At 72.3% G+C, this 22,868-nt stretch carries 22 protein-coding genes; 10 read left to right on the forward strand and 12 right to left on the reverse strand.

From position 1 onward, the window contains the following. Window positions 1-6: 6 nt before the first annotated feature. Window positions 7-795, reverse strand: coding sequence for an ABC transporter ATP-binding protein (locus OHV05_RS12335; protein ID WP_405017712.1), 789 nt, complete (start codon window positions 793-795; stop codon window positions 7-9). 271 nt (window positions 796-1,066) lie between these two features. After that, entirely contained in the window at window positions 1,067-1,621 is a 555-nt protein-coding gene (ssuE, locus tag OHV05_RS12340; protein ID WP_405017713.1) for an NADPH-dependent FMN reductase, read from the reverse strand. Window positions 1,622-1,943: 322 nt separating this feature from the next. Here ssuE and OHV05_RS12345 point away from each other — a divergent pair, with 322 nt between their 5' ends. Both OHV05_RS12345 and OHV05_RS12350 read left to right on the forward strand, forming a co-directional pair. Beyond that, entirely contained in the window at window positions 1,944-3,287 is a 1,344-nt protein-coding gene (locus tag OHV05_RS12345; protein ID WP_405017714.1) for an LCP family protein, read from the forward strand. A gap of 104 nt (window positions 3,288-3,391) precedes the next feature. Next, entirely contained in the window at window positions 3,392-4,456 is a 1,065-nt protein-coding gene (locus tag OHV05_RS12350) for an LCP family protein (protein WP_405017715.1), read from the forward strand. Between the two features lie 2 nt (window positions 4,457-4,458). Here the strand turns inward: OHV05_RS12350 and OHV05_RS12355 are convergent, their stop codons facing one another. Beyond that, window positions 4,459-5,049, reverse strand: coding sequence for a hypothetical protein (locus tag OHV05_RS12355; RefSeq protein WP_405017716.1), 591 nt, complete (start codon window positions 5,047-5,049; stop codon window positions 4,459-4,461). A gap of 150 nt (window positions 5,050-5,199) precedes the next feature. On the opposite strand from OHV05_RS12355, the gene OHV05_RS12360 reads away from it, so the two are divergent. Further along, the gene (locus OHV05_RS12360) at window positions 5,200-5,673 is read left to right on the forward strand and encodes a serine O-acetyltransferase (protein WP_405017717.1); all 474 of its coding nucleotides are present in this window, start codon (window positions 5,200-5,202) and stop codon (window positions 5,671-5,673) included. Between the two features lie 2 nt (window positions 5,674-5,675). Here OHV05_RS12360 and OHV05_RS12365 read toward each other — a convergent pair whose 3' ends face one another. After that, a complete protein-coding gene (locus tag OHV05_RS12365) occupies window positions 5,676-6,839 on the reverse strand; it encodes an acyl-CoA dehydrogenase family protein (RefSeq protein ID WP_405017718.1) in 1,164 nt (387 codons plus the stop codon). Window positions 6,840-6,941: 102 nt separating this feature from the next. Next, window positions 6,942-8,069 carry an LCP family protein gene (locus tag OHV05_RS12370; protein ID WP_405017719.1) on the reverse strand — a complete coding sequence of 376 codons (1,128 nt, stop codon included), beginning with the start codon at window positions 8,067-8,069 and terminating at the stop codon, window positions 6,942-6,944. A gap of 154 nt (window positions 8,070-8,223) precedes the next feature. Between OHV05_RS12370 and OHV05_RS12375 the strand changes: the two genes are divergently transcribed. Continuing rightward, the gene (locus OHV05_RS12375; protein WP_405017720.1) at window positions 8,224-9,567 is read left to right on the forward strand and encodes a UDP-glucose dehydrogenase family protein; all 1,344 of its coding nucleotides are present in this window, start codon (window positions 8,224-8,226) and stop codon (window positions 9,565-9,567) included. Window positions 9,568-9,596: 29 nt separating this feature from the next. Next, complete coding sequence (locus OHV05_RS12380) at window positions 9,597-9,998, forward strand: CoA-binding protein (protein WP_405017721.1); 402 nt, start codon at window positions 9,597-9,599, stop codon at window positions 9,996-9,998. Between the two features lie 166 nt (window positions 9,999-10,164). On the opposite strand, the gene OHV05_RS12385 is transcribed toward OHV05_RS12380, so the two are convergent. Together OHV05_RS12385 and OHV05_RS12390 are read right to left on the reverse strand one after the other, a co-directional pair. Further along, window positions 10,165-10,971 carry a DUF1028 domain-containing protein gene (locus OHV05_RS12385; protein ID WP_405017722.1) on the reverse strand — a complete coding sequence of 269 codons (807 nt, stop codon included), beginning with the start codon at window positions 10,969-10,971 and terminating at the stop codon, window positions 10,165-10,167. Window positions 10,972-11,005: 34 nt separating this feature from the next. Further along, complete coding sequence (locus OHV05_RS12390; RefSeq protein ID WP_405017723.1) at window positions 11,006-12,199, reverse strand: dipeptidase; 1,194 nt, start codon at window positions 12,197-12,199, stop codon at window positions 11,006-11,008. Window positions 12,200-12,328: 129 nt separating this feature from the next. On the opposite strand from OHV05_RS12390, the gene OHV05_RS12395 reads away from it, so the two are divergent. Genes OHV05_RS12395 through OHV05_RS12405 form a run of 3 tightly spaced genes read left to right on the forward strand, consistent with a single transcriptional unit; the run spans window position 12,329 to window position 15,648 of the window. Further along, the gene (locus tag OHV05_RS12395) at window positions 12,329-13,657 is read left to right on the forward strand and encodes an MFS transporter (RefSeq protein WP_405017724.1); all 1,329 of its coding nucleotides are present in this window, start codon (window positions 12,329-12,331) and stop codon (window positions 13,655-13,657) included. Between the two features lie 9 nt (window positions 13,658-13,666). Next, a complete protein-coding gene (locus tag OHV05_RS12400; RefSeq protein ID WP_405017725.1) occupies window positions 13,667-14,329 on the forward strand; it encodes a response regulator transcription factor in 663 nt (220 codons plus the stop codon). Further along, window positions 14,329-15,648 (forward strand): sensor histidine kinase, encoded by a 1,320-nt coding sequence (locus OHV05_RS12405; protein ID WP_405017726.1) that lies wholly within the window; start codon window positions 14,329-14,331, stop codon window positions 15,646-15,648. The genes OHV05_RS12400 and OHV05_RS12405 overlap by 1 nt, the downstream gene beginning before the upstream one ends. Here the strand turns inward: OHV05_RS12405 and OHV05_RS12410 are convergent. The 3 genes from OHV05_RS12410 to OHV05_RS12420 are packed head-to-tail and all read right to left on the reverse strand — an operon-like array spanning window position 15,642 to window position 18,222. Beyond that, window positions 15,642-16,574: a TAXI family TRAP transporter solute-binding subunit gene (locus OHV05_RS12410; protein WP_405017727.1), complete on the reverse strand. Its 933-nt coding sequence runs from the start codon at window positions 16,572-16,574 to the stop codon at window positions 15,642-15,644. The genes OHV05_RS12405 and OHV05_RS12410 overlap by 7 nt on opposite strands. Window positions 16,575-16,582: 8 nt before the next feature. Next, complete coding sequence (gene purE / locus OHV05_RS12415; RefSeq protein WP_403040618.1) at window positions 16,583-17,107, reverse strand: 5-(carboxyamino)imidazole ribonucleotide mutase; 525 nt, start codon at window positions 17,105-17,107, stop codon at window positions 16,583-16,585. Then, on the reverse strand, window positions 17,104-18,222 hold the full coding sequence (locus OHV05_RS12420) for a 5-(carboxyamino)imidazole ribonucleotide synthase (RefSeq protein ID WP_405021445.1): 1,119 nt from the start codon (window positions 18,220-18,222) through the stop codon (window positions 17,104-17,106). Before OHV05_RS12420 ends, purE begins: the two co-directional genes overlap by 4 nt. Before the next feature lie 235 nt (window positions 18,223-18,457). On the opposite strand from OHV05_RS12420, the gene OHV05_RS12425 reads away from it, so the two are divergent. Beyond that, complete coding sequence (locus OHV05_RS12425; protein WP_405017728.1) at window positions 18,458-18,988, forward strand: GtrA family protein; 531 nt, start codon at window positions 18,458-18,460, stop codon at window positions 18,986-18,988. 6 nt (window positions 18,989-18,994) lie between these two features. Here OHV05_RS12425 and OHV05_RS12430 read toward each other — a convergent pair whose 3' ends face one another. Both OHV05_RS12430 and OHV05_RS12435 read right to left on the reverse strand, forming a co-directional pair. Next, a complete protein-coding gene (locus OHV05_RS12430) occupies window positions 18,995-20,239 on the reverse strand; it encodes an ATP-binding protein (RefSeq protein ID WP_403040616.1) in 1,245 nt (414 codons plus the stop codon). A 16-nt stretch (window positions 20,240-20,255) separates the two neighbouring features. Continuing rightward, entirely contained in the window at window positions 20,256-20,930 is a 675-nt protein-coding gene (locus OHV05_RS12435; protein WP_184918861.1) for a response regulator transcription factor, read from the reverse strand. A 219-nt stretch (window positions 20,931-21,149) separates the two neighbouring features. On the opposite strand from OHV05_RS12435, the gene OHV05_RS12440 reads away from it, so the two are divergent. Next, complete coding sequence (locus tag OHV05_RS12440; protein ID WP_405021446.1) at window positions 21,150-22,616, forward strand: peptide MFS transporter; 1,467 nt, start codon at window positions 21,150-21,152, stop codon at window positions 22,614-22,616. Window positions 22,617-22,868: the final 252 nt, after the last annotated feature.

Here is a 22,868-nt window from a genome sequence, read left to right on the forward strand (position 1 = left end):
CCCGTCTCAGCTGGTGCGCTTGCCGTCGAAGCGGCGCATGCGCTCGAGGACGGAGTCGGCGGTCGGGGCGTGCATCTCGTCCACCAGGCGGCCGTCCGCCAGGAAGAGCACGCGGTCGGCGTAGGAGGCGGCGACCGGGTCGTGGGTGACCATCACGATGGTCTGGCCGAGCTCGTCGACCGAGCGGCGCAGGAAGGTGAGCACCTCGGCGCCGGAGCGGGAGTCGAGGTTGCCGGTGGGCTCGTCGCCGAAGATGATCTCGGGACGGGCGGCCAGCGCCCGGGCCACCGCGACGCGCTGCTGCTGGCCGCCGGAGAGCTGGGTCGGGCGGTGCTTCAGGCGGTCGGCCAGGCCGACGGTGGAGACCACGGTGTCCAGCCAGGCGGCGTCGGGCTTGCGGCCGGCGATGTCCATCGGGAGCGTGATGTTCTCCAGCGCGTTCAGCGTGGGGAGCAGGTTGAAGGACTGGAAGATGAAGCCGATCTTGTCCCGGCGCAGCCTGGTGAGCTGACGGTCCTTCAGGCCGGTGATCTCGGTGTCACCGATCCAGATCCGGCCCTCCGAGACCGTGTCGAGCCCGGCCAGGCAGTGCATCAGGGTGGACTTGCCCGAGCCCGAGGGGCCCATGATCGCGGTGAACCGGCCGCGGTGGATGTCCACGTCCACCGCGTCGAGGGCGGTCACCCGGGTCTCCCCCGCGCCGTACGCCTTGGTCACCTGCCGCGCGGCCGCGGCCGGGGCCTCGGGGCCGCCGGAAAGCTGCTGGTCCTGCACGGCGCTGGCTGCCGTCGTCACTGGAGTCTCCTCGTTGGTGGTCCACCCGTCGGCCCCAGACTTCCGCAGCGCACCCGTCCGGGGACATGGTGCGGTCTGCCGTCTTGATCCTGGGGCTGCCCCCACCCTCCAGGTGGTGCTGAGTGGAGTGGCGAGGTAAGAACCACGTTAGGAGCGCCACCCGAACAGATCGTCATCCGCCGGGAGGAAGCCGACCAACGAGCGATGTACGGGCTGCGGGCCCCCTCCCCCTAGGGGTTCCCGCCGCCCGCCTCAGGGATCGGCCGCCGGGTCAGCCGGTCAGCACCGGCTCGCCCTGCCGGACCAGGGCGGTCGCGAAGGCGTCCACCACCGGCGTGAGCAGGGCCTCGGTCTCCCGCTCGATCAGCGTCGAGCCGTCCTCCCGGGTGCCGATGTGGCGGTCCAGCACGAACCAGCCCTGGGTGACGTGCCCGGCCCCCATCGAGGTGAGCACCGGCCGCAGCGCGTAGTCCACCGCGAGCACGTGCGCGGTCGAGCCGCCGGTGGCCAGCGGCAGCACCGCCTTCCCGGCGAGCGCGTACTGCGGCAGCACGTCCAGCAGGGCCTTCAGCAGCCCCGAGTACGCGGCCTTGTAGACCGGGGTGCCGATCACCACGCCGTCCGCCTCGGCGAACAGCTCGATGGCGCGGGCCAGTTGGGGGTCGCTCAGGTCGGCGGAGAGCAGCGCGGCCGGGGGGAGGGCGCGCGCCTCCAGCGGGATCACCCGGTGGCCCTGCGCGGTCAGCCGGGCGTCGACGTGGCGGAGCAGGCGGGTGGTGCGGGAGGTGGCGGAGGGCGAGCCGGAAACGGACAGGACGGTGGCCATGAGGCACCCCAGGAAAGTGGAAGCGGGCAGGGCTCGACGCGCGACGCTGCGCGGAGGAAGGAAGGGAGCGGAGGTGGCGAGCGGTCAGCCACTACAGAGGGAGCAGGACACGCGCAGCAGGTCGACGTGCCGCCGCCGCGTGAGGATCCGTTGCTGCTCCATGGACGTCATGGGACCACGCTGCGTTCGAACGGGTCAAGGTTCGTTCCGCCCCGTGAACATACGGCCGACCCGTCCGGGACGTGCATCAACTGTGTTACAAGGGCCCTGGTGGCAGCCCCGACTGCACTGCGCGGCCGCGGTTTCGGGCATCCTTCCCCCCATGAACACGTGGCAGGAGGACCGCCCGGGGGGCGGCAGTGGCGGCGGGGCCTACGGGTCCTACGGCTCCGAGGGCGGGCCGAACCCGTACCGGGACGAGCCCCCGCTGCCGCCCGGGCTGAACCCGCGCGGCCCGGGCGCCCCGGCGCCGCGCCGTCCGGCCGCACCGCCGCAGGCGGCGCCCGCGGTCCCGGTCGCGCAGCCCGTACCGGCGCAGGCCCGCCCGGGTCTGCCGCCCGAGCTCGACCCGCGCGGCCCGGGCGCCCCGCCGCGCACCCCCGGTGCCCCGATACCGCCGGGACCGGGGCAGCCGCCCACCGCGCCGCCCACCGCGCCGCGTCCGGCGAACGCGCGCTGGCCGCGCCGCCGGAAGATCAAGTACGGCGTCTACGGCACCCTGGCCGCGCTGATGGTGGCCGCCGTCGGCACCTACTTCTGGGCCGACTCCCAGCTCAACCACGAGAACGTGCTGGTCTCCTACGACGGCAGACCCCCGGCCGGGAAGGGCACCAACTGGCTGATCGTCGGCTCGGACAGCCGGGCCGGGCTGACCGACGCCGACGAGGACGCGCTGCACACCGGCTCCGCCGTGGGCAAGCGCAGCGACTCGATGATGCTGCTGCACATCGGGGACAACGGGAACACCCTGATGAGCATCCCGCGCGACTCCTGGGTGCAGATCCCGGCGCACCCCAACACCAACGGGAGCGGCAAGACCGTCCCGGCCACCACCACGAAGATCAACGCGGCCTTCAACACCGGCGGCGGCAAGCTGCTGGTGCAGACCGTCGAGCACAACACCGGCATCCGGATCGACCACTACGCCGAGATCGGCTTCGCCGGCTTCGTCGGGATCGTGGACTCGGTCGGCGGCGTGGAGATGTGCGTCGACAAGGCGATCGCCGACAAGGACTCGGGGCTCAACCTCAAGGCGGGCTGCCAGTCGCTGAGCGGCAAGGAGTCGCTGGCCTTCGTCCGGCAGCGGCACCAGATGGCCGACCAGGACCTCGGCCGGATGCGCAACCAGCAGAAGTTCCTCTCCGCGCTGGCCAACCAGGCCGCCTCGCCGGGCACCCTGCTGAACCCGTTCACCTTCTACCCGATGGTCAGCTCGGGCCTGGGCACCCTGATCGTGGACGACGACGCCGGTCTCGGTGACCTCGGCTCGCTCTTCCTCGCGATGCGCTCGGTCTCCGGCGGCGAGGGCAAGTCGATGACCGTGCCGATCGCCAACCCCGACTTCCGCACCCCCACCGGCGAGTCCGCGGTGAAGTGGGACACCACCAAGGCCAAGCAGGTCTTCGACGCCTTCAAGAGCGACAGCGCGGTGCCCGAGGTGAAGTGACCGGCACGCTGACCGCGCGTCAGATCTGACGCGCGGTCAGCCCGCCTCACCCGGACGGCCCCCACGGGGCGGCCGTCCGGGCGCCGCTCGCCCACTCTGGAAGCATGAGCAGCACTGGCCGGTCCGGCGGCACCCCGGGGGCGTACGGCTCCGAACCGCCGCTGCCACCCTCGCTGAACCCGCGCGGGGGCCCGGCCGCCGGGCCGCCGCGGCGGCGCCGGAACCGTTGGCGCATCGTCCGCTGGACGGTCGCGGTGCTGGTGCTGGCCCTGGTCGGCGGTGCGGTCGGCAGCTACCTCTGGGCCGACCGGAAGATCCGGCACGTGGACGCGATCACCGACTGGTCCGGCCGCCCGGGGAACGGCCCCGGCACCAACTGGCTGCTGGTCGGCTCGGACAGCCGGGCCGGGCTGACCGAGCAGCAGGAGCGGGACCTGCACGTCGGCGGCGAGTCGGGGATCAACACCGACACCATCATGGTGCTGCACGAGGGCGACAACGGCCCGGTGCTGATGAGCATCCCGCGCGACAGCTACCTGGCGATCCCCGGGCACGGCAAGAACAAGATCAACGCGGCCTTCGCCCAGGGCGGCCCACAGCTGCTGGTGCAGACCGTGGAGCAGAACACCGGTATCCGGATCGACCACTACGTCGAGGTCGGCTTCACCGGCATCGTGGACGTCGTCGACTCGCTCGGCGGCGTCCGGATGTGCCTGGACCGGCCGGTGGTGGACGCGAAGTCGGGTGCGGACCTGCCGGCCGGCTGCCGGAACCTGAACGGCACCCAGGCGCTCGCCCTGGTCCGCACGCGCTACTCGCTGCCCGACTCCGACCTGAGCCGGATCGGCAACCAGCAGGCCTTCCTGCAGGCGCTGGCCGGGGAGGTGCTGAGCCCGTTCACCCTGCTCGACCCGTTCGTGCTGTACCCGTTCCTGAGCGCCGCGCTGGGCGCCCTGACGGTGGACCGGGGCAGCTCGCTCTGGACGCTGACCCGGTTCGGGTGGCAGCTGGACAAGGTGTCGGGCTCCGGCGGACGGACCGTCACGGTGCCGATCGCCGACCAGAACCACCAGACCCCGGCCGGGTCCTCGATCCTCTGGGCCCCGACCGCCTCGAAGCAGCTGTTCGAGCAGATCCAGAACGACCGGCCGGTGCCCGCACCGTCCTGAGCTCAGGGGCGGTAGAGCTGGTGGATCGCGCTGATCTTGCCGGCCGGGTCCAGCGTGACGGAGAACTGGTTGCCGTAGCAGCCGTACGGCCGCTGCACCGAGGTCGCCTTGGTGAGGCAGGTCTCCGCCCGCGCCATGAAGTCGTTCAGCGGGAGCAGCTTCTCCTGCAGGTCGGCGAGGACGTAGGTCTTGACGTCGTTGCTGAACTCGAACACCTTCACCGCCCCGGTCGGGGTGAAGTAGCTCTCCCCCGGGACGTTCGGGCCGCAGACGAACTTGGTCTCCTTGGCCTTCATCCAGACGTGGGTGGCGTAGCCGACCTCGGCGGCCTCGATCACCCGGCCGACCTGGGCCGCGTTGGCCGTGCAGTCCGCTGCCGGAGCGGCCCCCGCCTTGGTCGCGCCTTTCGACGGCGTCGCCGCCGGGGCGGACGGCGTGGCGGCGGGCGTGCCGGTCGGCGTGGCGCCGGCGCTCGCCGTGGCGGTCAGGCCGGGCCCGGTCGCGGGTGCGGCGTCCTTCGGCCCGCAGGCGGTCAGCGCCAGGACGGCGGTGGCGAGGACGACGGCGGCGACGGGCAGGCGATGAGCGTTCATGGCTGGATTCCCCCGGTACGAAAGGCAAGGTCACCCTCCACACGGGGCGACCGGCCGCCCCGGTTACCGCCCTTCCCGGCCTGTGACAGCACCCGGACATTCGCGCGCCGCTGGGACACCCTCGGTACCGGAGCCGTCACAATGTGCTCCATGTCGCTGGTGACCGCTCTGATCTACCGCCGCCGCAGCCGCCTGTTCGGGCGCCTGGTGCAGGAGGCCCTCGCGCTGTACGGGATGGAGGTGCCCGCCGCCGTCGAGATCGGCCCCGGCCTGCGGGTCTTCCACCGCGGCTTCGGCACCGTGCTGCACCCGTACACCACCCTGGGCGCGGACGTCACGCTCTACAACGGCGTCACCATCGGCCGGGCCGACCCCTGGGTGCCGCAGCAGCGCAGCGCGATGCGCCGGATCGTCCTGGAGGACGGCGTCCTGGTCGGCGCGGGCGCCAAGATCGTCTGCCGGAGCGGTGTCCTCACCGTCGGCGCCGGCACCGTCGTCGGTGCCAACGCCGTGCTCACCGGCTCCACCGGGCCGAACGAGATCTGGGCCGGCGTCCCGGCCCGCCGGATCGGCATGCGCGAGGACCCCGTCGGTCACACCGACGGGGTCCGGTACGGCAGCTGACGCTACGGGAGGTTGCGGGACATCACGATGCGCTGGATCTGGTTGGTGCCTTCGTAGATCTGGGTGATCTTGGCGTCGCGCATCATCCGCTCCAGCGGGTAGTCACGGGTGTAGCCGTAACCGCCCAGCAGCTGCACCGCGTCGACCGTGATCTCCATCGCGGCGTCGGAGGCGAAGCACTTGGCGGCGGCACCGAAGAACGTCAGGTCCGCGTCCACCCGCTGCGACTTCGCGGCCGCCGCGTACGTCAGCTGACGCGCCGCCTCCAGCTTCATCGCCATGTCCGCGAGCATGAACTGCACACCCTGGAAGTCACCGATCGGCTTCCCGAACTGCTTCCGCTCCCGGACGTAGCCCTTGGCGTAGTCCAGCGCGCCCTGCGCGATGCCCACCGCCTGCGCGGCGATGGTCACCCGGGTGTGGTCCAGGGTCTTCATCGCGGTCGCGAAACCGGTGCCCTCCGCCCCGATCATCCGGTCCGCGGGGATCCGCACGTTGTCGAAGTACACCTCACGGGTCGGCGAACCCTTGATGCCGAGCTTCTTCTCCGGCGCGCCGAACGAGACGCCCGCGTCGCCCTTCTCCACCACGAACGCCGAGATGCCCTTGGACCGCAGCTCCGGATCGGTCACGGCGAGCACCGTGTAGAACTCCGACACCCCCGCGTTGGTGATCCACCGCTTCACACCGTTGAGCACCCAGAAGTCCCCGTCCCGCACCGCCCGGGTCTTCATCCCCGCCGCGTCCGAACCCGCGTCCGGCTCCGACAGGCAGTACGAGAACATCCCCTCGCCCCGCGCCAGCGCACCCAGGTACTTCGCCTTCAACTCCTGCGAACCCGACAGCTGCACCGGCAGCGAACCCAGCTTGTTCACCGCCGGGATCAACGACGAGGACGCACACACCCGCGCGATCTCCTCGATCACGATCACGGTCGCCAACGCGTCCGCCCCCGCACCACCGAACTCCTCCGGCACGTGCACCGCGTGCAGCTCACTGGCCTGCAACGCGTCCAACGCCTCCTGCGGGAACCGGCCCTGCTCGTCCACCTCCGCCGCAAACGGAGCGATCTTCGCCTCCGCCAACGACCGCACCGCCTCCCGGAGCATCTCGTGCTCCTCGGAAACCCGGAAAAGGTCGAAATCCGCCCCGGAGTTGCCCGCCATGTGCCTCGCCCCTTGAATTCGGACCACGTTAGTTACCGTTAAGTAAGCCTAATTCTAGGCTCGCGCCCTGCCTACCCCGGACGTGACATGCGTGACACCGGCTCAGCGGACGTTCTCCCCCAGCGTGTCGCCGGTGCCGGGGTGCTCGGCCAGGTACTCGGTCACCCGGTCGTTGCGGACCGCCTCCCAGAGCTGCTTGGCCACCCGCTGGTCGAGGTAGACCACCGACTGGCCGCCCTCGTCGCCGAAGCCGCCGAACGGCGCGTTCATGAAGCGCACCCCGTCGCCGCGCAGCCCGCGCAGGCTCCAGGCCAGGTCGTACAGGTCGGTGTTGCTCAGCTTGTCGTCCACGCTGACCACCTCGCCGACCGAGCCGAGCAGGCCGGTCAGCTTGCCGGGGTTGCCCAGGGTGCCCGAGCTGAGGGTCTGCTGCATCAGGGCGCGCAGGAAGTTCTGCTGACGCTTCGTCCGGTCCAGGTCGCCGTTGGGCAGCCCGTACCGCTCCCGGACGTAGAGCAGCGCGGTGGTCCCGTCCATGTGCTGGGTGCCGGCCGCCCAGTGCCTGGCCTCGCCCTTGCCCTCGATCTCCTTGGGGATGGTGATGTCCACCCCGCCGACCGCGTCGGTGAGCGACCGGAAGCCGTTCCAGTCCACCACCGCCAGGTGGTCGACCGGGATGCCTGTGAGGTCCTGGACGGTGCGCACCATCAGCGCCGGGCCGCCCAGCGAGTACGCCGCGTTCAGCTTGGCCTTGCCGTGGCCGGGCACGTCCACCCAGGTGTCCCGGGCCAGCGAGATCACCGAGGCGTTCTTCCGGTCCGCCGACAGGTGCAGCAGCATCATGGTGTCGCTGCGGGCCGCCCCCGCCTGCCAGACCGGGGCCTTGGCGGGCGCACCCGCGTCGGTCCTGGCGTCCAGGCCGACCAGCAGGAAGGTCACCCCGGCGTTGGGCACCGGCCTGGGTCGCTCGGACTCGGCGAGGCTCGGCAGCGCCCCCGGGATCCGGGCCACCGAGGAGGCGTAGTGGTCGGCCGTCCAGTACAGCGCCCCCGTGCAGCCGCCGGTGATCAGCAGCACCGTCAGCAGGACGGCCAGCAGCAGCCGGCGGCCGCGCCGGCGGGGCCTCGGCGGGGCCTCCGGGGCCTCGGTGCCGTCGGCCTGCCCGGCCTGCTCGGACCGGTCGGCGAAGATGCTCAGTCCGGTGGGGTCCGCCCCGTCCTCGGTGCTCATGCGGGCATTGTCCGGTCGGACGGCACGCACCGGGCCGGAACCGGTACGAGGAGGTGAAGTCGTTACCTCTCGGCGGACGGCTACGCGCTGGGGCCCCCGCCGGATAGCATCGGTCACTGCCCGACCCGAGCAGACCAGACCAAAGGGGAAGCGCGTGACCCTCCGCATCACGGTGATCGGCACCGGATACCTCGGCGCGACGCATGCCGCCTGCATGGCGGAGCTCGGTTTCGAGGTGCTCGGCCTGGACATCGACCCGGAGAAGATCGCCACCCTGGCCGCCGGGAAGATCCCGATGTACGAGCCCGGTCTGGCCGAGCTGCTGGTCAAGCACGTGCCCGGGCACCCCGGTTCCTCCGGCCGGCTGCGCTTCACCACCTCCTACGAGGAGGTGGCCGAGTTCGGCGACGTGCACTTCATCTGCACCAACACCCCGCAGAAGAAGGGTGAGTTCGCCGCCGACATGTCCTACGTCGACGCCGCGCTGGACTCGCTCGCCCCGCACCTCACCCGCCCCACCCTGGTGGTCGGCAAGTCCACCGTGCCGGTCGGCAGCGCCAACCGACTGGCCGTCAGGCTGGCCGAGCTGGCCCCCGTCGGCGAGGCCGCCGAGCTGGCCTGGAACCCGGAGTTCCTCCGCGAGGGCTTCGCCGTCGGCGACACCCTGCACCCCGACCGGCTGGTGGTCGGCGTCCGCAGCGAGCGGGCCGAGGCGCTGCTCCGCGAGGTGTACGCGACGCCGGTGGCCGAGGGCGTCCCGTTCGTGGTCACCGACTTCCCCACCGCCGAGCTGGTGAAGGCCGCGGCCAACTCCTTCCTGGCCACCAAGATCTCCTTCATCAACGCGATGGCCGAGGTCTGCGAGAGCGCGGGCGCGGACGTGGTCCAGCTCAGCAAGGCGCTCTCCTTCGACGAGCGGATCGGCGGCAAGTTCCTGAACGCCGGGGTCGGCTTCGGCGGCGGCTGCCTGCCCAAGGACATCCGGGCCTTCATGGCCCGCGCCGGGGAGTTGGGCGCCGACCAGGCGCTGACCTTCCTGCGCGAGGTCGACTCGATCAACATGCGCCGCCGCTCCCGGATGGTCGAGCTGGCCCGCGAGCAGTGCGGCGGCGGCTTCCTCGGCCGCCGGGTCGCCGTGCTCGGCGCCGCGTTCAAGCCCAACTCCGACGACATCCGGGACTCCCCCGCCCTCAACGTCGCCGCCCAGATCCAGCTCCAGGGCGCCCAGGTCTCGGTCTACGACCCCAAGGCGATGGACAACGCCCGCAAGATGTTCCCCGGCCTCACCTACGCCGACTCCCCCCTGGAGGCGGCCGAGGGCGCCCACGTCGTCCTGCACCTGACCGAGTGGCAGGAGTTCCGCGACCTCGACCCGGCCGTGCTGGGCACCGTGGTCGCCGAGCGCCGGATCCTGGACGGCCGGAACGTCCTGGACGACGCCAAGTGGCGCGCGGCCGGCTGGCACTACCGCGCGATGGGCCGCCCGACGGTGGAATAGCCGCTCCCCGCCGGGGAGTTGCAGCGGGTATGAGCGACGACGCGGTGGTGCGGAAGATCCTGCTGGACAGCGGCGACACCTGGGCGGTGGTCGGGCTGTCGAACAACACCGCCCGGGCCGCGTACGGGGTGGCCCGGGTGCTGCAGCGGGCGGGCAAGCGGGTCGTGCCCGTTCACCCCAAGGCCGAGACGGTGCTCGGGGAGACCGGCTACGCCTCCCTCGCCGACATCCCGTTCGACGTCGACGTGGTGGACGTCTTCGTGAACTCCTCGCTGGCGGGGGCGGTCGCCGACGAAGCGGTCGCCAAGGGCGCCAAGGCGGTCTGGTTCCAGCTCGACGTCATCGACCACGACGCGTACGCCCGCACCACGGCGGCCGGTCTCGACATGGTGATGGACCGCTGCCCGGCGATCGAGCTCCCACGCCTCTAGGCACCAGGTGCACCACCAGGGGCTCGGGGAACTGCGACGCCGACCTTTGCAAGGTGATCCGTCCGTAGGTGGTCAGGCACTTTCGCAGTGACACCCGCCGGCCACGAACCGTCGCCGTTCCCCGAGCCCCTGGGTAGTGCCACTGGGGCGCTGCGAAAGGGCTGACCTACCGGGCCTTGGCGCGGAGGTGTTCGAGGACCAACGGGTCTATGTAGCCCGGGACGAGGCGGCCTTCGAGGTTCTCGACGCCGGCCCAGCGGTCCAGGGTGGGGTGGCCGACGACTGTCAGCAGGGTGGCGACCTCCGACGACAGGGCGCCGGTGAGCTCCAGCAGGGTGGCCGGGTCGGGGGTGCCGAACAGGATCTCGTGGCCGGCCAGCAGGCGGGCGAGCTCGGTGACCGGGTCGGGGTGGTCGTCCACCCGGAGGTCGTAGGAGACGTCGCTGAGCCCGCCGTAGCCGGCGCCCCGGTCGGCGACGTACAGCGCGGCGCTCTGCCGCCCCCGGCTGTCGCCGCCCGCCGCGTCCCCCGCCGCCAGGGTGGTCACCAGCCGCTCCGCGAAGGGGAGTTCGGCCCCGTCGAGCCAGGCGGCCTCCATCGCCGCGACCACCTCGGGCCCGGTCAGGATGTTGCCCTGGATCGCGTAGCCGGGGCCGGCCACGCCACCCGCCCAGTCCAGGCAGTCCGCGCCGGTGTAGGTGGCGCCGTCGCCGGAGCAGCCGACCACACCGAGCTGGCGGTCGGCCCGGCCGGGGTCGGCGGCGGTCAGCCCGGCCACCACGTCGGCAGGGGCGACGCCGGTCCGGAGCAGGGTGAGGCCCTGCGGCCGGTAGGCGAAGTTGGCCATCGCCTGGGTGGCCAGCGCGCCGACCTCCGCCTCGGCGGCCGGGACGACCGCGCCTGCGGCGAGGAACTTGCTGGCCACCGCGACACCGACGGCACTGCCCGAGCGGGCCACTACGGAGAAGGTCACGCCGACGGACGATAGCCGCTCGTCGCGTCCATGCCTAGTGCCGTGCCCGGCACTGGAGAGTGGCGATCGAGGGGCGGCGGCGGCCCTGGAGCTCGCGGGCCACCGCCTCCGCCTCCCGCAGCACCCGGACCGCGTTGTGCCAGGTGAGCTTCGCCAGGTCGGCCTCCGACCAGCCCCGGCCGAGCAGCTCGGCGATCAGGTGCGGGTAGCCGGCCACGTCGTCCAGGCCCGCCGGGGTGAAGGCGGTGCCGTCGAAGTCGCCGCCGATCCCGAGGTGGTCGATCCCGGCCACCTGCCGCATGTGGTCCAGGTGGTCGGCGACCGTGCCGACGGTGGCGACCGGACGCGGGTGGGCGGCCTCGAAGGCGCGCTGGCAGGCCATCGCCTCGGGGGTGGTCTCCAGCGGGTGGAAGCCGTGCGCCTGCATGTTCCGGTCCGCGTCCACCGTCCACTCGATCGCGGCGGGCAGGATGAACTTGGGCACGAAGGTGACCATCGCGACGCCCCCGTTGGCGGGCAGCTGGGCCAGCACGTCGTCCGGGACGTTCCGCGGGTGGTCGCAGACCGCCCGGGCCGAGGAGTGCGAGAAGATCACCGGCGCCTCGGTGACCCGGAGGGCGTCCCGCATGGTGTCGGCGGAGACGTGCGAGAGGTCGACCAGCATGCCGAGCCGGTTCATCTCCCGCACCACCTCCTCACCGAAGGAGGTCAGGCCGTCGTGCTCGGGCTTGTCGGTGGCCGAGTCGGCCCAGGGCACGTTGTCGTTGTGGGTGAGCGTCAGGTACCGCACGCCCAGTTGGTACAGCGCCCGCAGGGTGGCCAGCGAGCTGTTGATCGAGTGCCCGCCCTCGGCGCCCATCAGCGAGGCGATCCGGCCCTCCGCGCGGGCGGTCTCGACGTCCTCGGCGGTGAGCGCGAGCCGGAGGGTGTCCGGGTAGCGCTCGGTCAGCGTCCGGACGAAGTCGATCTGCTCCAGGGTGGCGCTGACCGCCTGGTCGCCCGCGTAGTCGGAGCGCACGTACACCGACCAGAACTGCGCGCCGACCCCGCCCGTCCGCAGCCGGCCGAAGTCGGTGTGCAGCCTGGCCCGCTGGTCCGCCGTCAGGTCCACGGCGTCGAGGTCGTACCCCACCTGGGCGCGCATCGCCCACGGCAGGTCGTTGTGACCGTCCACCACGGGTGCGGTACGGAGCAGGGCGCGGGCACGGTCGAGCAGCTCAGGAGTCATGGGAACAGTTCTACCCAACCCGCCAGTGTTAACCGGAGCTTAGCTCTCGGCCGGGCCGCTGTTCCGGCCGACCGGCCCGGGTCGACGCTGTGTCCCGCAGCAGAACTCCGACCACCCGGGAGACCCCCCATGACCTCAGCGAACACCGCGAACACCGCGACCCCCTGGAAGGCCGTGCTCGGCGGCTCGGTGGGCAACCTGGTCGAGTGGTACGACTGGTTCGTCTACGCCGGCTTCGCCACCTACTTCGCCTCGGCGTTCTTCCCGCACGGCAACCCGACCGCCCAGTTGCTCAACACCGCGGGCATCTTCGCGGTCGGCTTCTTCATGCGCCCGGTCGGCGGCTGGCTGCTCGGCCGGTACGCGGACCGGCGCGGCCGCAAGGCGGCACTCACCCTGACCGTCTCGCTGATGTCGGTCAGCGCCCTGCTGATCGCCGTCGCCCCGACCTACCGGCAGGTCAGCTACGCGGGCGCGGGCGTCCTGCTGGTCGCCCGGCTGCTCCAGGGCCTGTCGGTCGGCGGCGAGTACGCGGCCAGCGCCACCTACCTGACCGAGGCCTCGCAGCCCGGCCGGCGCGGCTTCGTCTCCAGCTTCCAGTACGTCTCGATGACCTTCGGTCAGCTGCTCGGCCTGGGGCTGCAGATCGTGCTCCAGCACACCATGTCGACCGCCGCCCTGCACTCGTACGGCTGGCGGATCCCGTTCGTCGCCGGGGCGCTCGGCGCGGCGGTGGTGTTCTGGCTGCGGCGCAACCTGGTGGAGACCGAGGCGTACACCGGGAGCGCGGACCACGACCCGGGCGCCGACGAGCGCGGCACGCTGCGCGGACTGCTGGCGCACAAGCGGGAGTTCGCCCTGGTGATGGCGCTGACCATGGGCGGCACGGTGGCGTACTACACGTACACCACCTACCTGACCAAGTACCTCTCCAACACCACCGGCCTGAGCAAGAACGACGCCACCCTGGTCAGCTTCTGCGCACTGACCGTCTTCATGCTGCTGCAACCGCCGGCCGGTGCGCTCTCCGACCGGATCGGCCGCCGCCCGCTGCTGATCACCTTCGGGGTCGGCGCCACCCTCGGCACGGTGCCGCTGATGACCGCGCTCTCGCACGCCGACGGCTTCGGCGGCGCGCTGCTGCTCGCGGTGGTCGCGCTGGTCATCGTCACCGGCTACACCTCGATCAACGCGGTGGTGAAGGCCGAGCTGTTCCCGACCCGGATCCGGGCGCTCGGGGTGGCGCTGCCGTACGCGCTGGCCAACGCGCTGTTCGGCGGGACCGCCGAGTACGTGGCGCTCTGGTTCAAGGACGCGGGCGTCGAGTCGGGGTACTACTGGTACGTCTCCGCGCTGGCGGCGGTCTCCCTGGTGGTCTACCTGACGATGCGGGAGACCCGGGACACCGCGCTCACCGAGGGCACCCGACCGGCCACCAAGGCGGCGGTCCCCGCCTAGGCTGGGCGCATGCGCGTGCTCCTGGTCGAGGACGACGACCGTCTCGCGGCCGCCCTGATCCCGGCGCTCGCCCGGCACGGCCACCAGGTGGTCCGGGCCGGGCGGGCGGACGACGCGTTCCGGCTGAAGGACACCTGCGAGTTCGTCCTGCTCGACCTCGGCCTGCCCGACCTGGACGGGCTGGAACTGCTCCGGCGGCTGCGCCGGGTGTCCACCGTGCCGGTGATCGTGCTGACCGCCAGGACCGAGGAGCGGGACATCCTGCGCGGCCTGCGCTCGGGCGCCGACGACTACCTGGCCAAGCCGTTCCGGACCGCCGAACTCGCCGCCCGGATGGCCGCCGTGGCCCGCCGTGGCACCCGGCCGCTGACCGCCGCCGGTCCTCTGGTGCAGGTCGCGGACGTCCGGATCGACCTGGAGGCCCGGCGGGTCAGCGTGGCCGGGGAGCCGGTCGCGCTCACCCGCCGGGAGTTCGACGTGCTGGCCCTGCTGGCCCGGGAGCCCGGCGCGGTGCGCGGCCGGGAGGAGATCCTGGACGAACTCTGGGGCGACGTCCAGCTGTCGGCCTCCCGCTCGCTGGACGTGCACATCGCCGGCATCCGCGCCAAGACCGGCCGCCCACGGCTGGTCGAGACCCTGCGGGCCACCGGCTACCGGCTGGCCACCGGCTGATGCAGCGTCGACTGCTGGTGGTCCAACTCCTGCTGATCGGCTGCCTGGTGGCGGCACTGGCGGTGCCGCTGGCGCTGGCGTACTCCTCGCACCGGACCGGCCAGCTGCTGCTCGCCCGCCGGGCGGACGCCACCCGGTTCGCCGAACTCACCGACCGGGCGCTGCGCGAGGGCGGACCGTCCGGGCTGGCGGCGGAGGTGGCCGGGTACGCGGAGCTGTACGGCACGGCGGTGGAGATCCGGGACCGGGACGGGCGGTTGATCGCCGGGACCCCGGTCGGCGGCGACCGGGCGGCCGGGCGGGCGCTGTCCGGCCGGACCACGGACGGGCTGCCGCTGCTCACCCCGTTCGGCCCGCCCACCGTGCTGGTCGCCGAACCGGCCGGGCGGGACGACCAGGTGTCCGGGGTGGTGGTGCTCCGGGTCTCCACCGCCGCCGCCCGCCGCTCGGTGGCCCTGGTCTGGGCCGCCCTCGCGGCCGGCGCGGTGCTGGCCCTGCTCTGCTCGCTGGTCGCCGCCCGGCGGCTGACCGGCTGGGTGCTCCGGCCGGTCGCCGAACTCGACCGCACCACCAGGGAGATCGCCGAGGGACGGCTCGGCGCCCGGATCGGCACGGTCCGCGGTCCGGTCGAACTGCGCCGCCTGGAGGAGCGGTTCAACGCCATGGCGGACGCCATCTCGGTCGCGCTGGAACGCCAGCGCGCCTTCGTCGCGGACGCCTCGCACGAGCTGCGCACCCCGCTCACCGTGCTCGCGCTCCGGCTGGAGAACCTGGAACCGCACCTGACCGCCGACGGACAGCCCGAGTACCGCCGGACGCTGGCCGAACTCGACCGGCTGGAAGCCCTGTTGGAGGACCTGCTGACGCTCGCCCGGGTGGAGGCCGACGCCGGGCTGCCGGAGGCCCTGCCGGCCGACCGGCTGCGCGCCCGGCTGACCGGCTGGCAGGAGCTGTACGCCGCCAAGGGGCTGACCCTCACGGTGCGGGTCACCGACCGGACGCCGGTGCCCGCCGCCGTGGCCCGGATCGCCGACATCGCGCTCGACAACGCGGCGAAGTTCGTGCCGGCCGGCGGCCGGGTGGCGGTCTCGCTGACCGACCGGGTGCTCCGGGTCGCCGACGACGGACCCGGGCTGGACGAGACCGGCCGCCGGGCCGCCCTCGGCCGGTTCTGGCGCGCCCCGGAGCAGCGCAACGTCACCGGCAGCGGCCTCGGGCTCGCCATCGCCGCCGAACTGGCCCGCGGCTGCGGCGGCAGCCTCGCCCTGCTGGCGAACCGACCCCACGGCCTGGTGGTCGAGTTGAGGCTCGGTCAGTAGACCGCGCGGTAGTACCGGGCCGCGCCCGGGTGCAGCGGGACGGTGCCGGTGCCGATCGCGTACCGCTCGTCCAGCCGGCCGCCCGGCGCGTCCGGGGTCTGCAGGTGGTCCCGGCGGCGGAACAGCACCTCGGTGACGGCCCGGGCGGTCTCCGGGTCGAGACCGGCGGCGCAGACCAGATAGCTCGGGGTGCCGACGGTCGGGGTCGGGCCTGACTGACGGTAGGCACCGAGCGGGATCGACACGCTCTCGTACACCGGCCCGTACGCGCTGCGCAGCACGGCCGCCTGCGCCGCCAGCGGGACCAGCCGGACCGGCCGCAGCTCGGCCAGCTCGGTGATCGCCGGGGTGGGGACGCCGCCGGACCAGAAGAACGCGTCCAGCTCCCCGGCCCGCAGCGCCGCCACCGACTCGGCCGGTCCCAGCAGCCGGGCCCCCGCCGGGCTCGATCCGGCGGCGGCCAGCACCCGTTCGGCCACCACGGCGGTGCCGGACCCGGCCGCGCCCAGCGAGTACCTGAGCCCGGCCAGGTCGCCGACGGTCGGTACCGGTCGGTCCGAAGGGACCACCAGGTGCAGGTAGTTGAGGTAGAGCCGGGCGATCGCGGCCACCGCGACCGGCCGGGCGAAGCTGCCCCGCCCGGCCACCGCGTCGGCCGCGCTGTCGGCCAGCGCCAGCCCCAGCTCGGCCCCGCCCTCGCCGATCAGCCGCAGGTTGCGCACGCTCGCGGCGGTCGACAGCACCTCGACGGTCAGGCCGGGGTGGGCCCGGCCGATCTCCTCGGCGAGCCGCCGGCCGAAGGTCTGGTACGGCCCGCCCTCGGGGCCGGCCGCCAGCCGCAGCACCCCGCGCGGCGAGGGCGTCGAACACCCCGTCAGCACCGCGGCGGCCCCCAGGGCGAGGGCCGCGCGGCGCGACAGCGGCACGTGCGGTGCTACTTGCCGAAGCCGAAGGAGCCGGAGCCCGCCACCTTGGCGCGGAGCTTCTTGCCCTTCTCGGTGGCCTGGCTGTTCAGCTCGGCCTGGAACTCGGTCATCTTCTCGGTCAGCTCCGGGTCGAAGGCGGCCACCATCCGGACCGCGAGCAGCCCGGCGTTGCGGGCCCCGGCGATCGAGACGGTGGCGACCGGCACCCCGGCGGGCATCTGGACGATCGACATCAGGCTGTCCATGCCGTCCAGGTAGCGCAGCGGGACCGGCACGCCGATCACCGGCAGCGGGGTGACCGAGGCCAGCATGCCCGGCAGGTGAGCGGCACCGCCCGCACCCGCGATGATCGCCTTCAGGCCCCGGGTGTGCGCCTGCTCGCCGTACGCGATCATCTCGCGCGGCATCCGGTGCGCGGACATCACGTCGACCTCGTACGGGATCTCGAACTCGTCCAGCGCCTGGGCGGCGGCCTCCATCACGGGCCAGTCGGAGTCCGAGCCCATCACGATGCCGATAACTGGCTGGGTCATTCGGTGATCGTCCCTCGCAGGTAGGCGGCCGCATGGCGGGCGCGCTCGCGGACGTCCTCGAGGTCGTCCCCGAAGACGTTGACGTGACCGACCTTGCGGCCGGGCTTCACGTCCTTGCCGTACATGTGGATCCGCAGGCCGGGGTCGCGGGCCATGCAGTGCAGGAAGGGCCGGTACATGTCGGGGTAGTCGCCGCCGAGCACGTTGACCATCACGGTCCACCTGGCGCGCGGGCGCGGGTCGCCGAGCGGGAGGTCGAGGACGGCCCGCAGGTGGTTCTCGAACTGCGAGGTGACCGCGCCGTCCTGGGTCCAGTGGCCGGAGTTGTGCGGGCGCATGGCCAGCTCGTTGACCAGGATCCGGCCGTCCCGGGTCTGGAACAGCTCGACCGCGAGGTGGCCGGTGATGCCCAGGTCGCCGGCGATCCGCAGGGCCAGCTGCTGGGCCTCGTCGGAGAGCGCGGGGTCGAGGTCGGGGGCGGGGGCGGTGACCTCGGCGCAGACGCCGTTCTCCTGGAGGCTCTCCACCACCGGGTAGGCGACCGCCTGGCCACTGGGCGAGCGGACCACGTTGGCGGCCAGCTCGCGGAGGAAGTCGACCTTCTCCTCGGCCAGCACCGGCACGCCCGCGAGGAACGGGGCCTGGGCCTGGGTCTCGTCGTCGACGACCCAGACGCCCTTGCCGTCGTAGCCGCCGCGCACCGTCTTGAGCACGACCGGGTAGCCGTCGCCCTCCTCGGCGAAGGCGGTCACGTCCGCCGGGTCGGCGACCAGCCGGTGCCGGGGGCAGGGCACGCCGATCGAGACCAGCTTGGCCCGCATCACGCCCTTGTCCTGGGCGTTGACCAGGGCCTCCGGGCCCGGGCGGACGGCGATGCCGTCGGCCTGCAGGGCGCGCAGGTGCTCGGTCGGCACGTGCTCGTGGTCGAAGGTGATCACGTCGCACCCGGCCGCGAAGCGGCGCAGGGTGTCGAGGTCCCGGTAGTCACCGAGCACCACGTCGGAGACCACCTGGGCGGCGGAGTCCTGGGGGGTGTCGGCGAGGAGTCGGAAGCGGATGCCCAACGGGATGCCCGCCTGGTGCGCCATCCGGGCGAGCTGCCCGCCGCCGATCATGCCCACGACTGGAAAATTTGCATTACCCGCGAAAGTCACGCTGCCCAGGATATCCGGGCCGGTGAGGGGTGGTGCACCGGCGGCCACCGGAAGGGAGCGGCGGACCGGCCGGGACAAGGGGCCCGACCGGAGCGAGTAGCCTGGATGGCCGGGCCCGAAGCACACTGTCGGATGATGTGCTTGCGCGACAGCCCGTGCGAGCACTGTTTCGTCAGCACACACTGGAGACCCGCGGATGACGAGCATGACCGGCCCGAAGCCCTCGCTGAGGCAGAAGCTCAGCGGCCTCTCCGGTGAGGCACTCAAGTTCGGCCTGGTCGGCCTCAGCGGTGTGGTCGTCAACTTCGCCGTCTTCTGGTTCTGCATGAACGGCCTGGGGCTGGCGACACTGCGCTCCAACATCGCGGCGACCCTGGTGGCCATCGCCACCAACTACCTCGGCTACCGCTACTGGCTCTACAAGGACCGCGACGCCAGCTCGCGCAAGCGGGAGATCACGCTCTTCCTGCTCTTCAGCGGCGCGGGCATGCTGATCGAGACCGGCGTCCTCGGACTGTCGGAGTACGGCTTCGGCTTCGACGGCGACCTGCAGAAGTTCGCCGCCAAGACGCTCGGACTCGCCATCGGCACGGTCTTCCGGTTCTTCTCCTACCGGACCTGGGTCTTCAAGGCGCTGCCCGAGCTGGCCGAGCCGCCGGTGCCGGCCGCGACCGTGCCCGCCGCCGCGCAGCCGCCGGTCACCGAGCAGCCCGAGTACGCCCGCTGAGACCCGTCAGGCCGGTTCGTCGGCCCGGCTGAGGAAGAGCGCGAAGACCGGCGGTTGCAGCGAGAGCAGCTCCAGCCGCGCCCCGTCCGCCTCGGCCAGGTCCCGGGCCACCGCGAGCCCGATGCCGGTGGAGTTGCGGCCGCTGACGGCCCGTTCGAAGACCCGGTTGCCCAGCTCGGTCGGGACCCCGGGGCCCTCGTCCTGGACCTCGACCACCACCGAGCGGCCGGACGGCCTGGCCCGGACCACGACCGTCCCGGCGCCGTGCATCAGCGAGTTCTCGATCAGCGTGGCCAGCACCTGGGCCACCATCCCCGGCGTGCCCAGCACCCGCACCTCGCGCAGGCCCTCGACCCGCAGGGTGCGGCCGGTGCCGCGCATGGTCGGGCTCCACTCGGCCAGCTGCTGCTTGACCACCTCGTCCAGCTCGAACACCACCGCCGTGGGGCTGCGCGGGTCGCGCTGGTTGGTGAGCAGCCGCTGCACCACGTCGGTGAGCCGCTCCACCTGCTGGAGCGCGATGGTGGACTCCTCCTTCACGGTGTCCGGCTCGCCCGCCAGGGTGTTGATCTCCTCCAGCCGCATCGAGAGCGCGGTGAGCGGGGTGCGGAGCTGGTGCGAGGCGTCGGCGGAGAGCCGCCGCTCGGCGGAGAGCATCCGGGCGATCCGCTCGGCGCTGGCGTCCAGCACCTCGGCCACCCGGTCCAGCTCCGGGACGCCGTACCGCCGGTCCCGGGGGCGGGGGTCGCCCGAACCGAGCCGCTCGGCGGTCTCGGCCAGGTCGACCAGCGGCCTGGCCAGCCGCTTGGCCTGCCAGACCGCGAGGGCCACCGCCGCCTGGACCGCGAGCAGCGCGACCACCCCGAGCAGCAGCAGCATGTTGGCGATCTCGTGGTCCACCCCGGTGCGGGACTGGACCACGGTGACCGTCTCGCCGTCGGCGCCGGACTCGGTGACGCTGAGCACCGGCGGCGCGGGCGGGGTGCCGATCGCCAGCACCGGCTGCCCGGGCACCGCGATGGTGACGTAGCCGCCCTCGGGCAGCTGGGCGGTGAACTTCTCGCCGGTGATCGGCTCCTGCGCCGCCAGCCGGCTCTCCACCAGGCCGAGCACCCGGACCGCCTGGGCGTCCACCCGGGCGTCCGCGGCGTTCACGATGGACTGCTTCTCGATCAGGGCGATCGGGACGCAGAACACCACCACCATCACCAGGACCACGCCGAGCAGTGAATTGATCATCCGGCGCTTCACGCGGACTGACCCCTGATCAGTTCTTCTCGAAGCGGAAGCCGACGCCGCGGACGGTGGAGATGTAGCGCGGGTTGGCCGCGTCGTCGCCGAGCTTCTTGCGCAGCCAGGAGATGTGCATGTCCAGCGTCTTGGTCGAGGTCCACCAGGTGGTGTCCCAGACCTGACGCATGATCTCCTCCCGGGTGACCACCCGTCCGGCGTCCCGGACCAGCACCCGGAGCAGCTCGAACTCCTTGGCCGACAGGGTCAGCTCCTCCTCGCCCAGCCAGGCGCGGTGCGACTCGATGTCGATCTTCACGCCGTGCGCGCCGGTGGTCAGCTGGTCCACGTTGCCGCGCCGGAGCAGGGCCCGGACCCGGGCCAGCAGCTCGGCCAGCCGGAACGGCTTGGTGACGTAGTCGTCCGCCCCGGCGTCCAGGCCGACCACGGTGTCCACCTCGTCGGCCCGGGCGGTGAGCACCAGCACCGGGCAGGTCCGGCCCTCGGCGCGGAGCCGGCGGGCCACCTCCAGGCCGTCCATCTCGGGCAGGCCGAGATCGAGCACGATCAGGTCCACGTCCTCGGTCAGCCCGGCGGCGAGGGCCCCGGGGCCCTCCTCGCGGACGAGCACCTCGTAACCCTCCCGTCGGAGCGCACGGGCCAGCGGTTCGGAGATCGCCGGGTCGTCCTCGGCCAACAGCACACAGGTCATGTGGCAGATGGTAGTCCGAGTGCGACTCGACGTTCAGGGCCTTGGGCCTGCCGGTACGCCTCGGACGGCGTAGCGGGGGCGCCGCCGGAGCGCCTGACGGTTTGTCGGCTCATAGCGTGGGCAGACGGGGGCCGGTCGTGGGACAACGTGCGCGGGAGGTACCGGGTGGCAGACGAGGCGGCAGGGCGGGACGGGGCGGAGCCGTACTCCGCGTCCGGGATGCCACCGGAGGACGAGCACGCCTTCTTCGGGCACCCGCGCGGGCTCGCCACCCTGTTCATGACCGAGATGTGGGAGCGGTTCAGCTTCTACGGGATGCGGTCGCTGCTGGTGCTCTTCCTCGCGGTGCCGGTCGACCAGGGCGGGATCGGCCTGGACACCGTGACGGCCGCCTCGGTCTACAGCGTCTACAACTCGCTGATCTACATGCTGGCCATCCCCGGCGGCTGGATCGCCGACCGGGTCTGGGGCGCCCGCCGGGCGGTGCTGATCGGCGGCCTGGTGATCATGGGCGGCCACTTCGCGCTGGCGGTGCCGCTGAGCGCGACGTTCTGGTTCGGCCTGCTGCTGATCTCGATCGGCACCGGCCTGCTCAAGCCGAACGTCTCGGCCATCGTCGGCCAGCTCTACCACGAGAACGACGGCCGCCGGGACGGCGGCTTCACCATCTTCTACATGGCGATCAACATCGGTTCGTTCTTCGCGCCGCTGGTGATCGGCACGGTCGGCCAGAAGGTCAGCTGGCACCTGGGTTTCTCGCTGGCCGGGGTCGGGATGGGCGTCGGGCTGATCCAGTACGTGCTGGGCCGCCGGCACCTCGGCCACGCGGGCGCGCTGCCCGGCCGGCCGGCCGATCCGGTGCAGCGGCGGCGGGTGTTCCGGCTGGCCGCGTGCTGGGCCGGGGCGGCGGTGGTGTTCTTCGCGGTGGACGCGCTGCTCGGCCGGTTCTCGGTGCACCAGGTGGTCAACATCCTGGGGGTGATCGGGATCGGGCTGCCCGCCTGGTACTTCACCAGGCTGCGCCGGGACAGCGGGCTGACCGCGCTGGAGCGCAGCCGGATGTCGGCCTTCATGTGGTTCTTCATCGCGGCCGCGATCTTCTGGATGATCTACGACCAGTCGGGGTCGACGCTCTCCCAGTTCGCCAACGAGTCGACCGACCTGTCGATCCTCGGCTTCCACTTCCCGTCCAGCTGGTTCAACTCGGTGAACCCACTCTTCATCATCATCCTGGCGCCGGTCTTCGCCTGGCTCTGGCAGTGGCTGGCGGCCCGGAGCCGGAACCCCGGCGCCCCGGTCAAGTTCGCCCTCGGCCTGCTGCTGATCGGCGCCTCGTTCGGGCTGATGGGCCTGGCCGAGCTGGCCGCCTCGGGCGGCGGGCTGGTCTCGCCGCTCTGGCTGGTCGGGGTCTACTTCGTGCAGACCGTCGCGGAACTGACGCTCTCTCCGGTCGGCCTGTCACTGACCACCAAGCTGGCGCCGGCGAAGTACATCAGCCAGATGCTCGGGCTGTGGTTCCTGGCCACCGCGACCGGCGACGCGGTCGCGGGCTGGACCACCCAGCTCCAGCGGGTGGTCAGCGCGGACGCCTACTTCTATCTCCAGGGCGCGCTGGCGGCGGTCTGCGGGGTGGCGATCTGGCTGGCCGCCGGGCGGATCAAGCGGCTGATGGGCGCTGTGAACTAGTTCACAGAGCGTGAGCGGCGCGGGGCCCGGGAGCCCTGGTGGGATTTTCGGACTGATCATGTCATCACCGGAAGATCCGGCGGCAGGGGTTGCGATTCCAAGGAGTTTCTCCTTCCGTGCCATTGATCCAGGCGGTGCAGTGGCGCTTTTCTTTGCTCGGACATTAGGTACGGATATGGCCTTGTCCCCTGATTGGCCCTGAAAACGCGACGTAGAGTGTTCTGGTCCCTGCCCCCGCCGCCACAAGGAACC

This window comes from Kitasatospora sp. NBC_00070 (assembly GCF_045041205.1).
Taxonomy (GTDB): Bacteria; Actinomycetota; Actinomycetes; order Streptomycetales; family Streptomycetaceae; genus Kitasatospora.

What these genes read in the sequence shown, in the direction of transcription:
- OHV05_RS12365 (WP_405017718.1), bottom strand. Translation starts at nt 6,839, where the DNA reads ATGGCGGGCAACTCCGGGGCGGATTTCGACCTTTTCCGGGTTTCCGAG.
- OHV05_RS12400 (WP_405017725.1), top strand. Translation starts at nt 13,667, where the DNA reads ATGCGCGTGCTCCTGGTCGAGGACGACGACCGTCTCGCGGCCGCCCTG.
- OHV05_RS12405 (WP_405017726.1), top strand. Translation starts at nt 14,329, where the DNA reads ATGCAGCGTCGACTGCTGGTGGTCCAACTCCTGCTGATCGGCTGCCTG.
- OHV05_RS12380 (WP_405017721.1), top strand. Translation starts at nt 9,597, where the DNA reads ATGAGCGACGACGCGGTGGTGCGGAAGATCCTGCTGGACAGCGGCGAC.
- OHV05_RS12350 (WP_405017715.1), top strand. Translation starts at nt 3,392, where the DNA reads ATGAGCAGCACTGGCCGGTCCGGCGGCACCCCGGGGGCGTACGGCTCC.
- OHV05_RS12425 (WP_405017728.1), top strand. Translation starts at nt 18,458, where the DNA reads ATGACGAGCATGACCGGCCCGAAGCCCTCGCTGAGGCAGAAGCTCAGC.
- OHV05_RS12390 (WP_405017723.1), bottom strand. Translation starts at nt 12,199, where the DNA reads ATGACTCCTGAGCTGCTCGACCGTGCCCGCGCCCTGCTCCGTACCGCA.
- ssuE (WP_405017713.1), bottom strand. Translation starts at nt 1,621, where the DNA reads ATGGCCACCGTCCTGTCCGTTTCCGGCTCGCCCTCCGCCACCTCCCGC.
- OHV05_RS12370 (WP_405017719.1), bottom strand. Translation starts at nt 8,069, where the DNA reads ATGAGCACCGAGGACGGGGCGGACCCCACCGGACTGAGCATCTTCGCC.
- OHV05_RS12345 (WP_405017714.1), top strand. Translation starts at nt 1,944, where the DNA reads ATGAACACGTGGCAGGAGGACCGCCCGGGGGGCGGCAGTGGCGGCGGG.
- OHV05_RS12435 (WP_184918861.1), bottom strand. Translation starts at nt 20,930, where the DNA reads ATGACCTGTGTGCTGTTGGCCGAGGACGACCCGGCGATCTCCGAACCG.
- OHV05_RS12355 (WP_405017716.1), bottom strand. Translation starts at nt 5,049, where the DNA reads ATGAACGCTCATCGCCTGCCCGTCGCCGCCGTCGTCCTCGCCACCGCC.
- purE (WP_403040618.1), bottom strand. Translation starts at nt 17,107, where the DNA reads ATGACCCAGCCAGTTATCGGCATCGTGATGGGCTCGGACTCCGACTGG.
- OHV05_RS12440 (WP_405021446.1), top strand. Translation starts at nt 21,150, where the DNA reads ATGCCACCGGAGGACGAGCACGCCTTCTTCGGGCACCCGCGCGGGCTC.
- OHV05_RS12360 (WP_405017717.1), top strand. Translation starts at nt 5,200, where the DNA reads ATGTCGCTGGTGACCGCTCTGATCTACCGCCGCCGCAGCCGCCTGTTC.
- OHV05_RS12420 (WP_405021445.1), bottom strand. Translation starts at nt 18,222, where the DNA reads ATGATCGGCGGCGGGCAGCTCGCCCGGATGGCGCACCAGGCGGGCATC.
- OHV05_RS12395 (WP_405017724.1), top strand. Translation starts at nt 12,329, where the DNA reads ATGACCTCAGCGAACACCGCGAACACCGCGACCCCCTGGAAGGCCGTG.